The 13,539-nt window shown below is 34.5% G+C and carries 14 protein-coding genes; 12 read left to right on the forward strand and 2 right to left on the reverse strand.

Annotated features, from left to right (window positions below; translation table 11 throughout):
- The first annotated feature begins 8 nt into the window (after window positions 1-8).
- From era to CCAL_RS09555, 12 genes are all read left to right on the forward strand, one after another.
- Window positions 9-878 (forward strand): GTPase Era, encoded by an 870-nt coding sequence (era, locus tag CCAL_RS04860; protein WP_170016148.1) that lies wholly within the window; start codon window positions 9-11, stop codon window positions 876-878.
- 51 nt (window positions 879-929) lie between these two features.
- Complete coding sequence (locus tag CCAL_RS04865) at window positions 930-2,453, forward strand: C4-dicarboxylate ABC transporter (RefSeq protein WP_170016150.1); 1,524 nt, start codon at window positions 930-932, stop codon at window positions 2,451-2,453.
- The gene (gene pilO, locus CCAL_RS04870; RefSeq protein WP_169971689.1) at window positions 2,453-3,100 is read left to right on the forward strand and encodes a type 4a pilus biogenesis protein PilO; all 648 of its coding nucleotides are present in this window, start codon (window positions 2,453-2,455) and stop codon (window positions 3,098-3,100) included. The genes CCAL_RS04865 and pilO overlap by 1 nt, the downstream gene beginning before the upstream one ends.
- Window positions 3,100-3,516 carry a hypothetical protein gene (locus CCAL_RS04875; RefSeq protein ID WP_170016152.1) on the forward strand — a complete coding sequence of 139 codons (417 nt, stop codon included), beginning with the start codon at window positions 3,100-3,102 and terminating at the stop codon, window positions 3,514-3,516. The genes pilO and CCAL_RS04875 overlap by 1 nt, the downstream gene beginning before the upstream one ends.
- A complete protein-coding gene (gene mshL / locus CCAL_RS04880; RefSeq protein WP_170016154.1) occupies window positions 3,494-5,014 on the forward strand; it encodes a pilus (MSHA type) biogenesis protein MshL in 1,521 nt (506 codons plus the stop codon). The genes CCAL_RS04875 and mshL overlap by 23 nt, the downstream gene beginning before the upstream one ends.
- Window positions 5,004-5,831: an ATP-binding protein gene (locus CCAL_RS04885; protein WP_169971686.1), complete on the forward strand. Its 828-nt coding sequence runs from the start codon at window positions 5,004-5,006 to the stop codon at window positions 5,829-5,831. The genes mshL and CCAL_RS04885 overlap by 11 nt, the downstream gene beginning before the upstream one ends.
- Window positions 5,824-6,651, forward strand: coding sequence for a CDC27 family protein (locus tag CCAL_RS04890; RefSeq protein WP_172285068.1), 828 nt, complete (start codon window positions 5,824-5,826; stop codon window positions 6,649-6,651). Before CCAL_RS04885 ends, CCAL_RS04890 begins: the two co-directional genes overlap by 8 nt.
- Window positions 6,648-7,190 carry a hypothetical protein gene (locus CCAL_RS04895; RefSeq protein WP_170000080.1) on the forward strand — a complete coding sequence of 181 codons (543 nt, stop codon included), beginning with the start codon at window positions 6,648-6,650 and terminating at the stop codon, window positions 7,188-7,190. The genes CCAL_RS04890 and CCAL_RS04895 overlap by 4 nt, the downstream gene beginning before the upstream one ends.
- A complete protein-coding gene (locus CCAL_RS04900) occupies window positions 7,190-8,941 on the forward strand; it encodes a GspE/PulE family protein (RefSeq protein WP_170015384.1) in 1,752 nt (583 codons plus the stop codon). Before CCAL_RS04895 ends, CCAL_RS04900 begins: the two co-directional genes overlap by 1 nt.
- Window positions 8,938-10,182, forward strand: a complete 1,245-nt coding sequence (locus tag CCAL_RS04905) for a type II secretion system F family protein (RefSeq protein ID WP_170015386.1) — start codon at window positions 8,938-8,940, stop codon at window positions 10,180-10,182. The genes CCAL_RS04900 and CCAL_RS04905 overlap by 4 nt, the downstream gene beginning before the upstream one ends.
- Window positions 10,183-10,228: 46 nt before the next feature.
- The gene (locus CCAL_RS04910; RefSeq protein ID WP_169935773.1) at window positions 10,229-10,729 is read left to right on the forward strand and encodes a PAS domain-containing protein; all 501 of its coding nucleotides are present in this window, start codon (window positions 10,229-10,231) and stop codon (window positions 10,727-10,729) included.
- A 496-nt stretch (window positions 10,730-11,225) separates the two neighbouring features.
- Window positions 11,226-11,999, forward strand: coding sequence for a methyl-accepting chemotaxis protein (locus tag CCAL_RS09555; RefSeq protein ID WP_394346915.1), 774 nt, complete (start codon window positions 11,226-11,228; stop codon window positions 11,997-11,999).
- Window positions 12,000-12,023: 24 nt separating this feature from the next.
- Here CCAL_RS09555 and CCAL_RS04920 read toward each other — a convergent pair whose 3' ends face one another.
- Together CCAL_RS04920 and CCAL_RS04925 are read right to left on the reverse strand one after the other, a co-directional pair.
- Window positions 12,024-12,467: a GatB/YqeY domain-containing protein gene (locus CCAL_RS04920; RefSeq protein WP_170015390.1), complete on the reverse strand. Its 444-nt coding sequence runs from the start codon at window positions 12,465-12,467 to the stop codon at window positions 12,024-12,026.
- A gap of 45 nt (window positions 12,468-12,512) precedes the next feature.
- The gene (locus CCAL_RS04925; protein WP_170015392.1) at window positions 12,513-13,418 is read right to left on the reverse strand and encodes a Ppx/GppA phosphatase family protein; all 906 of its coding nucleotides are present in this window, start codon (window positions 13,416-13,418) and stop codon (window positions 12,513-12,515) included.
- Between the last annotated feature and the right edge of the window lie 121 nt (window positions 13,419-13,539).

The following is a 13,539-nucleotide window of genomic DNA, read 5'->3' on the forward strand; positions in this document are numbered from 1 at the left end:
GGATAAATTTGAAATCAGGGTTTGTTAGCATAATCGGTCGCACAAATGCAGGTAAAAGCTCAATGTTAAATGCATTGCTAAATGAAAAAATAGCTATTGTTTCGCACAAACAAAACGCCACTCGCAGAAAAATAAGCGGCATCGTAATGAACGGCGATGATCAGATAATTTTTACCGATACGCCCGGGCTTCATAAGAGCGAAAAGCTAATGAATAAACTAATGGTAAACGAAGCGATAAAGGCGATGGGCGATTGCGATGCTCTTGTTTTTATCGCCTCCATCCATGATGATTTAAGCGATTATCAAACATTTTTAGCTCTAAATCCAACCAAACCTCACATTGTAGTACTTAGTAAGGTTGATGAGGTAAATAATCAAAAAGTGCTTCAAAAAATGAGCCAATACCAGCCTTACGCTAGCCATTTTAGCGCCCTTTTGCCATTTAGCACAAAACAACAAACTTACAAAAAACCTCTTTTAGATGAAATTTGCAAGCTTTTACCTGAACATGAGTATTTTTATGATCCTGAATTTATAACAAATACAAACGAAAAGGAAATTTTTAAAGACTTCATTCTTGAAGCTATTTATGAAAATTTAAGTGACGAGATCCCCTATTCCAGTGATGTTTTGATAGATAAAGTAAAAGAAAAAGATGATATAACAGAAATTTATGCCACGATTATCACAGAACGCGAGATACACAAGTCAATGATAATAGGTAAAAACGGCGAAACTATAAAACGCATAGGCATAAACGCAAGAAAGCTTATATCAAATTTGACGGGTCGCAAAATTTTCATAAAAATAGTCGTTTTAGTGAAAAAAGGATGGAGTAAAGACGAAAAAATACTTAAAAAAATAAATAACTATTGATTTTTTATTTTGAATACATTAGAATACAAACAAGTAACAAATGAGGTATGAATGATAAAGATAAGAAATAACGTTGAAAAGTCTATTATTACAATCGATCCATATAAAAAAGATGCATTTAAATTTATAGGGAACGAAGTCGGGGCTTTAGATGTTTCAAGATCAATTTCTAAAGAAAATTTCTTTATCTCATATCTTAAATTTAAAAATTTAATCACCACAACTATAAGCATTTCTCGCGAAACAAGTGAAGAAGAGCTTTCAAATATCATCTCTATTAAAACTTACGAAGAGCTTTCTCTTGATGCGACGATTGACTATAAAATAGTTTTTATAGAGTCTCAAGCGCAAACAGAAGATAGGCTTTTTAGCGTATTTGTCATAGCAGACGACACGATAGATAAGATATTTAAAGACATAATGGCGAAAATTCCATACATAGACTACCTATCTATCGCCCCTCTTCTATACAGCTCACTTTATAAAAAAGGCTTTTTGACTGTTTTAGATGTTGATTGTTTTATATGTCTTCAAAAAGATGACGCGTTTTTAGCTGTTTACTCAGGAGGCGAATACCTAACCTCGCGCCCTCTTCGCTATAATCTAAGCTCTATTAAAGATAGATACAGCGAACTAAAAGGCGAACGCATAAGCGAAGAGGCTTTTTATGAAAAACTTAACACAAACGGCATTTGTATGGATACCGAAAGTGAAAATTTTGATCCTGAGTTAAATGATGTTTTAGAAGACTGTTTTTTTTACATTAATGACGCTATAAATATAATAAACAGGGTATATTTTGTAAATATTCACAACATCTTTATCGACTCTGAGATCGGTAAAATTCCTGGGCTTGAGAACTTTGTTCAAAGTAAAATCGGTCTTAAAACAGCAACTCTAAGTACAAACATCTCAATAAACAGCAAAGACTACGACCTAAGTCAACAGCACAATATGATGGCTCTGATTGCAAGGCTGACCAAAGAAGAGGATTATCAGGCAGAATTTAACTTCTCGTCATTTTTAAGACCCCAACCGTTTACAAAACGAACGAGCGGTAAATTTATCCTTTCATGTGGCGCAGCTTCACTACTTGCGGTCGCGTATCCTGCGTATAATTACCTTGGAGGGTATTATTTAGAGCAAAGCATACCTGTTCTAACGCAAGAGCTAATTGACCTCAAAAACGAGTCAAACAGGATAAGGATTAGCCTTGCGGGACTTCAAAAAGAAAAAGAGCAAATGCAAGATATGCTTGTTAAAGATAGACAAAAGCTTGAATTTAGAGAAAACTTACTAACTCAAATCAGCGATAAAAAAAACGAATACGCCATGAAAGGGATAAATATATTTGAAATTTCGCAGATCATAAATCAAAATAAAGTTAAAGTTTCAAATATATTTGGCAAAGATAGAAATATGACTTTTGCGGTTCAAAGCAATGACGAGAAAAATATAACAGAGCTAATAAAACAGATCGCACAAACGGCAAAATACTCCATAAACACAAAACGCATAGATTTTAATAAAGTCCAAAATGTCTATGAAAGCAATGTAAGCGTAGAGATAAGATAATGAAACAAGATATATTAAGCAGGATTGATGAGTATTTTGAGCAAAAGAGCCAAAATGAGCGCTACATATTATCTTTTGGTGTTATAGCTGTTATAGCGTATCTTTTGTATATTTTCTCATTTGATGCATCTGAGCGATTTTACAATGAGCAAAGTATGCAATACGAACAAATTTCAAAAGAACTTAAGGTTGTGCAAGACTACATAAAGTCTGTTAGCTCTCCAAACGGCGATCAAAATTTTAAGATAAAAGAGCAAAGCAAAGAGCTAGAAGCACTTAAAAAAACACATGAAGAACTTTTGGGCTTTAACAACTACTTTGACGACAAACTAAAAGAGCTTTCGTTTTTGCTTTTTAACGATCAAAATTGGGCAACTTTTTTAGATAGGATAGTAATACTAGCAAAAGAGAATAATATTAAAATTTTAGAACTCAACAATGAATTTAAAAACCCCAGTTACCAAAAAGTAGAGCAAATTTTAAACATAAACGTAAAACTTTTAGGAAGCTATCAAAATATGCTCAACTATATAAATTCACTAGAAGAATCAGAGCTCGTAGTCGATCTTCATAAGATCGATATAAACGCCACTCAAAAAGAGCTAGGCGCTAATATCGCAATATCTATTTGGGGTATGAAATACTAATGAAATCTATATTTATTACGATAATCCTATCATCTTTATGCTCTTTGCTTGGGGCAGATGTCCAAGATAAAAAGATAAAATATGATGGAATGTTTTCTCAGATCAGACAACAAAGAGAAGGTGTAAGCAAGCATGAAATTTTAAATAGCAAAAGCCCTTTTAAAGAGGTTGCAAGAGATGAAAATTTAACAGTGATATCGCCAGAAACCTTAAATACAGCAAGCACATTTACGCTACAAGCTGTTATGCAAGATAGAGTCAAGATGGATGGCTCTTGGTATAAACTTGGCGACACTATAGGCGAATACAAAATAACTAAGATCACAAATACAAGCGCTGTTTTAAAAAGAGGCGATGAAAAACAAGAAATCAAAATTCAAAACGGAAAGAAAAATGTCTATATTAAAATCAACTAAATTTAAAATTTTTACATTATCTATAATTTTATTTACAAGCGTTTGTTCTGCGCAAGCTAGCTGCTTGGGCAAGAAATTTAACATGAAAATCCTAGAAGAAACTCCACTTATTGACGTGCTTACTCAGCTATCTGACATGTGCGAGTTTAGCATCATAGCCAAAGACACACTTAGCAAACAAGAGCTAAGGGAGTCAACACATGGCGTAAATATAAAAAATATGTCGCTAAATGAGGTCTTTAACCTACTTTTGCATGAAAAAAATTTAAGCTATGAATTTTCAAACAACGTGCTTAAAATTTCATCTCTTCAAACAAAAATATTTAAACTTGACTATATAACATCGGTTAGAGAAGGCACAGCTATAACAAAAGCTTCCGTTGACTCAGCCCCTGTAGAAGTGGGAGAAAGTAGCGGCTCTTCGCAGTCTTTAAACGATAGTCAATCTGCTGACAACCTTATTAAAACAACAGAAAAATTTGACTTTTGGGAAAAGCTTGACGCTGAGCTAAAGGCCATACTAAATAACACTAGCGAGCACATCATCGCACCTGATCCTATTATTAACCAAAACGCAGGACTTATCACGATAACTGGAACACCATCTCAGATAAAACGCGTTCAAACCTATATAGACGAGATGCAAAAACGCCTAAAAAAGCAAGTAATCATCGATGTTTCGATAATTGCCGTCGATCTTAAAAACGAGTATAAAAAGGGGGTTGATTGGAGTAAATTTGAACTTGGCTTTAACTCATACATAGGCAACAATCCAAGCAATGGAGCATCCGGTGCAGGCTGGACAAACCGTGGCAATGGACTAAGTGCCGGTTTTGGTCAGACACTAAACATCGCTGCAAATTTAAATTTCAGTCTTGACGGTATAATAAATTTCCTAGAAACCAACGGTAGAACAAAAGTTATATCAAGCCCGAAAGTAACAACTCTAAACAACCAGCAAGCCCTTATCTCGGTCGGCGATAATGTAAATTACAGGGTTATGGAAGAAACCAGCAACAACAACGTAAATAGCGACAGGACAACTGTTACTTATAAGCAATACTCTGTATTTATAGGAATTTTGCTAAATTTACTTCCTGAAGTATCGGATAATAACAAAATCATGCTTCGTGTAAACCCATCTTTAAGCACATTTAAATACTCAGAAGATGACACAAGAACACAAAATTCTACCATTAGAGAGATAGCTCCTGATACAATACAAAAGAAACTCTCAACCGTAGTTCATGTAAATAGTGGCGACACGATAGTTCTTGGCGGACTTATCGGTCAAACAAAAGGCAAAGATAACAGCGAAGTACCGATCCTATCAAGCATACCTCTTATAGGTAACGCTTTTAAAAGCACGAAAGATGTATCAAAAACAACCGAGCTTATATTTGTGATAACGCCAAGAGTGGTTGATCTAAACGATCCAGCTCCGATATCACAATCCTTAAAAGATTTAGGTTTTTCAAAGACATTATATGAGCAATAACATTTATGCGGATTTAAAAGAAATTTTTATAAACGAAGATGATATTAATAGCTTTGTAAATTTAGACAAAACTATATCTTGTTACAACAAGATCATCTCTGTGATCAAAAAACCGCTTAAGCTTGTATTGTTTTATGGAAAACCTGGCACCGGAAAGACATTTTTATTAAATAAAATTGTAAAAGATCTTGGTGATAACCAAAAGCAAGTTATATTTTTCTCATACCCTTTTTTTAGCGAAACAAGTTTCGTAAACGCACTTTGTGATGAAATTTTTACCGATAAAAAAGAAAACATAAACAACTTTGAAGAGCTAATACAAGAGTATGGAAAAAAATTTGCAAATAAAAAAGAAATTTTAGAAAATCAAATCGTAATAATCCTAGACGAAGCCCAACTCTATCCACAAGAGTTGATTGAAAAAATTAGGCTAATGGCCGACAGCAGGTATTTTAAATTTATCTTCACCATCCACAAAACAAGCGAAGAAGATGTTATCGCAAAGGATTATTTTCAAACTAGAATTTGGGAGAGTATAGAACTAAAAAGTGCTGATCTAAATGAGGTCATCACATATATACTTAAAAAAATTTCCATGAAAAATTTAGAAAAATACCTGAATTTTAGTGACGCCGACTTTGCTCTCATATACGATCTTTGCGAAGGAAATTTAAGAACGTTAAATAAACTTTTGTATAAATTTTACGAAATTTGCGAATACTACGAAAAAAACGAACCGTCAGTTTTGGCCGCAAAAGAACAAAATCAAAAAATTTTAATTATGTCTGCAATAGATACTGGACTTATAAATGCTTAGCACACAAGAGATAAGAGAGCTTGAAAAACGTTATGAAGCCTATATAGCAAGCAAAAAGCCAAAAATTTCAAATCAAACAAAACTAATAATAATCTTAATCCTAGCTACCGTTTTGGCTACAAGCGGCTTTTATGCACTTAATACCAAACAAAATGATCAAAAACCAGACACCATCTCAAGTGTTATAAACGAAAGTAAGCAAAAAAGCATAAATGCAAAAGAGAGATTTGAAGAAAAACTTAAAGAAGAAGAGCTTATAAGCAAAGTAGCAAACAAACTAGAAGAAAACCTAAGACATCACAATGCTTCAGGTGATAAAATTTTAGACATCAAGCCTGGTGACACTAAAAACGAAAGTAAAACCGCACCACAAGGCTGGTTAAAGCTTAAAGTCATCTCAAGTAGCGATGATGCCGACAACACCCCTCTTCCTAAAAACCAAATTTTAGACTTTGACGAAAGTGTGTCCAAAGAGCAGCCAAAAACACAAAAATCAAAAATAGACATACAAATAATACCTCCAAAAGACAAACTCTCATCTTTAAAAGAGTCCTTTGCCACAACAAACAACCAAAGCTACGCCCTTGAGATAGCTAGGATAAATTTTAAAAACAAAAACTACAACGAAGCTATAAAATGGGCATTAACGGCAAACGAGATAGACAGCAACACAGAGGAGTCGTGGGTGATATTTGCTAAGTCAAAGTATTACACAGGTAATAAAAATGACGCCCTAAAGGCTCTAAAAGAGTATAATAAAAAGCAAAACAAAGCCACGATAGATGTATTAATTAAAAAGATAGAAAGTGGTTCGTTATGAAAAAAATTTTACTTATATTACTAACCGTGATTAATCTTTTTGCCATAAACCAACAAGAGATAGAAGAGTGGTTTAGTAACGGTGAATACAGAAAAGTTTGCTCAAACCAAGTTGAAAATTTCTTCAAAAAAACATCAGATGAGTCAATAATGAGTATATATGGCATATCTTGCCTTAATATACATGAACTAAACAGGCTAGCTTCGCCTATGTTTAAGCTGGTAAAAACAAAAGAAGCACGCGAGAATGCGGCGTATTTTGCGGATATTTTGTTTAAAAAAAAGCTTCTCTATCACGCACTTATCGACAATGTAGACATAAGCTATATTAGACTTCCAAAGAGTGATTATATACTATCTTTTATCTTTGATAAATTTGTAAAAAAAGAATACATCTTAGATGGTGACGAGTATATATTTAAGGAAAAAAACTCAAGCACGCACTATACGCTTAACGTTCTAAAAGAGTCGCAAACAAATAAAATAATCCTAAAAACATTCAAAGACGACGAATTAAAATCACAAATAGAGTATTGGTAATGAACATAACTGAAAATATCATCTTAAAAACGCTAGAACAAAACTCAAAACTAACAATAGAGCAAGTAGAAAATATACAAAATTTAAAGACTCAAACGAACAAAACTCTGCTTGAAATTCTTTATGAAAATGAATTTATAACACAAAAAGAGATAGATGAAACCTTGGGTGATCTTTATAGACGCGGTCGCATAAACATCACTGAAACAACAAAAGACCTCGAAATAGATATAAAGAAATTTCTAAAATATATCGCGCTTCGCTTTAAACTTACGTATTTTAACCTTGACGATATAGATATAGACTATAGAATTTGCGAACGCATAAATACAAGTCAATTAAAAAGCTACGAAGCTCTTCCGATAAAAGAGGACGAGATAAATATCTATGTGGCGTTCAAAAATCCATTTGACGTTATGACTCAAGATAGGGTTCAAAATTTATTTAACAGAAAACTACTAAAAGTAGTCGTTGCAGACCCAACACAGATAGAAAAATACACAAACAAACTTGCTTTAAACGAAAGCATAAAAGACATCATTGCCGAGATAAGAAAAGAGCTTTCAAGCTCAGCCAGCGGTGCTTCAAATACCGAGAGTTCCGGAATTTTAAAACTTATCGAAGTTATTTTAAAAACAGCTATACAAAGTCGAGCAAGCGATATCCACATAGAGCCGACTGAAACAAACTGCATAGTAAGAAGCAGGATAGACGGCATACTTAGTGAGACGTTTATATTTGATAAAGACATTTACCCGCCTATGGTAAGTAGAATGAAACTGCTTTCAAACATGGACATAGCAGAGCGTAGAAAACCACAAGACGGACGCTTTTCAGCTCAAATTTTAGACAAAGAGTATGATTTTCGTATCTCAACCCTTCCTATCCTAAATGGCGAAAGCGTGGTTTTACGTATCCTTGATAAGTCAAAGGTTATTATAAATTTAGAAAACTTGGGCATGCAACCAAAAAATTTCGATAAATTTAAAAAAGCCATGAAAGCCCCTTATGGCATAGTTTTAGTTACGGGACCGACCGGTTCCGGTAAAACGACAACGCTATATGGCGCATTAAGCGATATAAAGAGCATAAAGACAAAGATCATAACAGTCGAGGACCCGGTTGAATATCAATTAAACATGATACAGCAAGTTCATGTAAATGAAAAAACAGGCATGACCTTTGTTACTGCACTTCGTTCTATCTTACGTCAAGACCCGGATATCATAATGATAGGCGAGATCCGCGATCAAGAAACACTTCGCATAGCTATACAAGCAGCTCTTACCGGTCACCTTGTTTTTTCCACTTTGCATACAAATGATGCCATAAGTGCCATACCAAGAATGATAGACATGGGTATAGAGCCTTATCTAGTAAGCGGTGCACTCATATGTATCGAGGCTCAAAGACTTGTAAGAAAGCTCTGTCCTCACTGCAAGCAAGCCATAACTTTACCAAAAGATACATTTGAAGAGCTAAAACAATATATCCCTCAAGAGTATCAATTTTACTCAAGTACAGGCTGCCAACAATGCTCACAAACCGGCTATCTAGGTAGAGAGATGATAAGCGAAATTCTACCTATCACGGATACCATACAAAGCTTGGTTGCAAATGGTGCAAATAAAGACGAAATAAGAAGCGTAGCTTATCAAGAGGGCTTTATAGATATGTTTCATGACGGCATTATACGTGCAGCAAACGGTGTCACAACGATAGAAGAAGTTTACAGGGTTGCCAAGATATGAAACTATTTGAAGTAGAATACATCCAAAACGGCAGAAGACAGAAAATGACCCTTAAGGCAAATAGCACAAGTGAAGCTAGAAGTCTTGCTGCAAAAAACAACAAAGGCATGATAGTAAAGATCGGCGAGACAAAAACTCTTCCACTTTTAGAACAGATGGAAGATGTTAAAGATAAATTTTCTAAATACTTCTCCTCCACAAAGGTTAAAGTGCCAAATTTGGTTGCCGTAGTAAGCCAGCTAAGTGTCATGGCAAACGCCGGAATTTCTATCCACGACAGCATAAAAGAGATCGCAACTTCAACTAACGATAAAAAACTAAAAAAAATTTTTACATCCATAAACGAGGACCTAAACCAAGGTGCAAGCCTAACATCTTCAGTAGAAAGTTTCAAACATGAGCTAGGTGATGTAACTATAGCCATGATAAGACTTGGCGAAAACACAGGAAACATGGCTGACTCTTTAAAAAAACTTGCAAATATCTTACAAGAAGTTTGGGATAACCAACAAAAATTTAAAAAGGCTATACGCTATCCGGTTACCGTGATATGCGCTATCATTGTTGCCTTTACGGTCATGATGCTTATGGTAGTTCCTCAGTTTAGAGAAATTTTTGAGCAACTTAACGCCCAGCTTCCTGTGCCTACTAGAATTTTACTAGGCATAGAATACGCCATGAATAACTACGGTTTTTACATCATCGCCTTACTTATTGCCGTTGGTATATTTGCAAAGAAATTTTATGATAAAAGCGAAGAATTCAGAACAAAATTAGACAAATACCTACTTAAAGTTTATTTGATAGGCAAGATAATATTTTATGCCAACATGAGTAGGTTTAATCTTATATTCACAGAGCTTGTTCGTGCGGGAATTCCTATCGCAGAAGCACTTGATACGGCAAATATAACAGTATCAAATATCGCCATAAGAGAAAAGCTAGCCGGAGTTAAAATTTTAGTCGGCAGAGGAGTAAGCCTAACAGAAGCTTTTAAGGAGACAGGGCTTTATGAAAATATGCTTATACAAATGATAAACGCCGGAGAGCAAAGCGGCAGTATAGACAGCATGTTAGAAAAGATAGCTGACTATTATAAGGCAAAATTTAGCGACATAATCGACAACATCTCAAGCTATATCGAGCCTATTTTGCTTGTGTTTATAGCCTGTATGGTTATTTTACTCGCACTTGGCATTTTTATGCCTATGTGGGACTTGGCGCAAGCCGTAAAAAATTAAAAGTTATGTTATACTATTAATTGTATTGCATGAGAAGGAGTATAAAATGCTTACAAACAATGAACATGAAGTTGATGTAAATGCTTTTTTAGTATCCAAAACAGACACAAAAGGCAAAATAACTTATTGTAACGAGCCTTTTTTGGAGATTGTAGGTGCTAAGCAAAAAGAACTTTTGGGAAAACCGCACAATATCGTCCGTCATCCCGATATGCCACGCGTTGTTTTTAAAATCCTATGGGAACATATCCAAGAAAAAAGAGAAGTTTTTGCCTATGTTAAAAACAAAAGCTTTGATGGTGGATTTTACTGGGTGTTTGCCAATGTCACCGCTTCACTTGACGCAGGCAATAAAATCGTAGGTTACTACTCCGTAAGAAGAAAACCTAACGAAAAAGCTATCAAAATTATAGAACCGCTTTACAAAGAGCTGCTTGAAATAGAAAAACGCGGCGGTATCGAGGCTTCATTTAAGGCTTTGAATGAAATTTTAAACGAAAAAAAAGTTACGTATAATGAATTTATAAATAATTTACAAAGGCTTTGATATGTTTTTTAATAAAAAAATGGAAAATTATGATGAAATTTTAGATGTTATCCAGTCTGCTAGAAATGGTATTTTAGAGCCTCGCATAATAAACATAAACCCAAATCATCCTTTAAGAGAGATAGCTCTTGGCATAAACGACCTGCTTGATCAAGTAGAAGCACTTCAAAGAGAAATTTCCACATGTATAAATTCGGCTCAAAGCGGTATAACATATAGAAATATATTTACCGAAGGTTTTCGCGGCACTTTTCAAACAAATGCCCTTTCTATGAGCGCAGGAGTTGATGGCATAAAAGCCGGTCAAAAAGGCAAAGTTAGAGGCATACTTTCAGAGAAATTTGACAAGCTTGGCAACGGCAACCAAGGCATGCAAGAGGTTCAAGTGGATCTAAACGAAAGCATAGATAACTTAGAAACAATGACATCTATAGCAAACGAAACAGCTAAAAATGCAAATGAAACACTAGTTAGCTTAAGCGAGTTAAATGAGCAAATGAACTCACTTGACGGACTTATAAACAACTCAAATCACGCTATCCATACTCTAAGCACAAGAACGGATGACATCTCATCTGTTGTAAATTTAATTAAAGATATAGCAGAGCAAACAAACCTGCTTGCCCTTAATGCAGCCATCGAAGCAGCACGTGCCGGCGAGCATGGACGAGGCTTTGCGGTTGTTGCCGATGAGGTTAAAAAACTAGCCGAAAATACACAAAAGGCAACAAGCGAGATAGGTATAAACATCCAAACATTGCAGCAAGAGGCAAGAGATATACACTCAAATTCACAAGAGATCGACAGGATAGCAAAAGCTGCAAGAGCTAGCATGCAAGAGTTTGAGCAAACACTTTATAAATTTAACCAAGATGCGCAAACTACGGCTTCTACGTCAAGATATGTAGTAGATAAAACATTTAGCATAATAGCAAAAATAACACAAATAGTATACAAAACAACGGCTTATTCAGATGTTATAAACGAGAGAAAGCATACCGAAGAAGAGATCCTAAAAACGGGAGAGGATCTTCTTGGATGGTATGAGAATGAATGCGCTCAAAAATTTTCTAAAACCACCTCTTATGCAAAAATAAGACCTTTAATAGAAGAATTTAACTCTTTAATCTCTACAAATTTAACAGAGGCAAAAGAAGGATACAATGCTTCGAATTTAGAAGTTTTTGTAGATAGATTTAGCAAGTTAGAAAAAATAAGTAGCGAAATTTTTAGACTATACAACGAAATGAACCAAGAAAATAGAAAATAAGGCTAGAAAACTAGCCTTATTTGATTATGACAAAAGCCTTTTTGCAACTTCGCTTATACGTTTTGTTTCGGCTTTTGCCCCTATTTGCTCTTTAGCATCTTTCATTACAGCGCCAAGATCTTTAACGCTACTAGCACCAAGCTTTATTATAATGGTTCTTATCACTGTTTCAAGCTCATCATCGCTTAATTGTTGCGGTAGGTACTTTGATATCACATCTATCTCTTCTTGCTCTTTTTTGGCAAGCTCCTCGCGAGCACCTTTTATATATAGCTCTATAGAATCTTGTCTTTTCTTGATCTCTTTTTGAAGTATCGGTAACACTACTTCGTCGGTCATTTCTATACGATTGTCGACTTCGACTTGTTTTATAGCAGCATTTATAGTGCGCAACGTATCTCTTAAAAATTCATTTTTAGCCTTCATGGCCTCTTTAACATCAGATAAAATTTTTTCTCTTATGCTCATGATCTTCCTTTATAAAATTTATCCCGAAATAATATCAAAAATAGGCTAAAATTTTAAAATTTCATCTAGGCTTTTATTAAAATACGCCACCCCGACACCCTCTCTAAGACCATCATCTATGACAACAAGCTCGGCTTTTTCGTTACACAAAAGTTCTTTTAACAAAAGCATACCACCAAGCATCGGCATTTTACGATTTTTACCCAGGAGTTTATCGGCTTTTTCGTTATCAAATTTTAAAATTTCACACATCAGCCCATCAAAATCATCCTTAAACAACCTGTATCCGTTTACTCTACTTTTGTCATAATCATCATAACCCATACCAAGCTTTAACGCTGCCATAGTTGTCGGCACACCTGATGTTAAAATGATATGTTTTTTATCAAATTTAGCTAGAAATTCTTTAGCTTCTTTGGTGGTAGTTGCAACTTTTTTTCTCATTAAAGAGATATCATTGTCAAACTGATCGCAAAAAGTGATGATACCAAACTCAAAGCTTTTAAATTTATCTCCATTACTTATCTCGCTACTTCCGCCTCCAAGATCTATAAAAACAGAGTTCTTGGTATCCATGCCAAGCCCATTAAGCGCCTCTTTAACACCTAAAAATGTAAGTTTTGCTTCGGCTTCGCCGCTTATTATTTTAAATTTGACATTAAATTTTTGCTCTATCTCCTTAAAAATTTCATCCGCGTTACTAGCCACTCTAAATGCCTGCGTGGCAACAGCTATGTGGTTTATTTTATCAAAGTCAAATTTCTCTTTTGCCTGTGCTATAGCTTTAAATATATCCCCTTTTGCTTCATTTGATATCTTACCGCTTCTTTTTAGTCCTCTTGCAGATCCTACTATACGCTCAAAAGTATCGATGATTTCATATTTTCCATTTAAATTTTGCATTAAATTTAGACGAAAAGTATTTGAGCCAAGGTCTATGGCTATTATCATTTTATATCCCTTATTTTTTATAAAATACATAAAATTTTATGTATTTTATCCGTTTTGTTTGAAAGTAATTATATAATAAATTTCATACATAAAAATTCTAAAAACTTTAATAAATTTCAAG

Source organism: Campylobacter sp. RM6914 (assembly GCF_004803835.1).
In the GTDB taxonomy this organism is placed as follows: domain Bacteria; phylum Campylobacterota; class Campylobacteria; order Campylobacterales; family Campylobacteraceae; genus Campylobacter_A; species Campylobacter_A californiensis.

Coding starts and splice junctions, on each gene's coding strand:
- pilO (WP_169971689.1), top strand. CDS start 2,453: ATGAAACAAGATATATTAAGCAGGATTGATGAGTATTTTGAGCAAAAG.
- CCAL_RS04910 (WP_169935773.1), top strand. CDS start 10,229: ATGCTTACAAACAATGAACATGAAGTTGATGTAAATGCTTTTTTAGTA.
- CCAL_RS04865 (WP_170016150.1), top strand. CDS start 930: ATGATAAAGATAAGAAATAACGTTGAAAAGTCTATTATTACAATCGAT.
- CCAL_RS04875 (WP_170016152.1), top strand. CDS start 3,100: ATGAAATCTATATTTATTACGATAATCCTATCATCTTTATGCTCTTTG.
- CCAL_RS04900 (WP_170015384.1), top strand. CDS start 7,190: ATGAACATAACTGAAAATATCATCTTAAAAACGCTAGAACAAAACTCA.
- CCAL_RS04925 (WP_170015392.1), bottom strand. CDS start 13,418: ATGATAATAGCCATAGACCTTGGCTCAAATACTTTTCGTCTAAATTTA.
- CCAL_RS04890 (WP_172285068.1), top strand. CDS start 5,824: ATGCTTAGCACACAAGAGATAAGAGAGCTTGAAAAACGTTATGAAGCC.
- CCAL_RS09555 (WP_394346915.1), top strand. CDS start 11,226: ATGAACTCACTTGACGGACTTATAAACAACTCAAATCACGCTATCCAT.
- CCAL_RS04895 (WP_170000080.1), top strand. CDS start 6,648: ATGAAAAAAATTTTACTTATATTACTAACCGTGATTAATCTTTTTGCC.
- mshL (WP_170016154.1), top strand. CDS start 3,494: ATGTCTATATTAAAATCAACTAAATTTAAAATTTTTACATTATCTATA.
- CCAL_RS04885 (WP_169971686.1), top strand. CDS start 5,004: ATGAGCAATAACATTTATGCGGATTTAAAAGAAATTTTTATAAACGAA.
- CCAL_RS04905 (WP_170015386.1), top strand. CDS start 8,938: ATGAAACTATTTGAAGTAGAATACATCCAAAACGGCAGAAGACAGAAA.
- CCAL_RS04920 (WP_170015390.1), bottom strand. CDS start 12,467: ATGAGCATAAGAGAAAAAATTTTATCTGATGTTAAAGAGGCCATGAAG.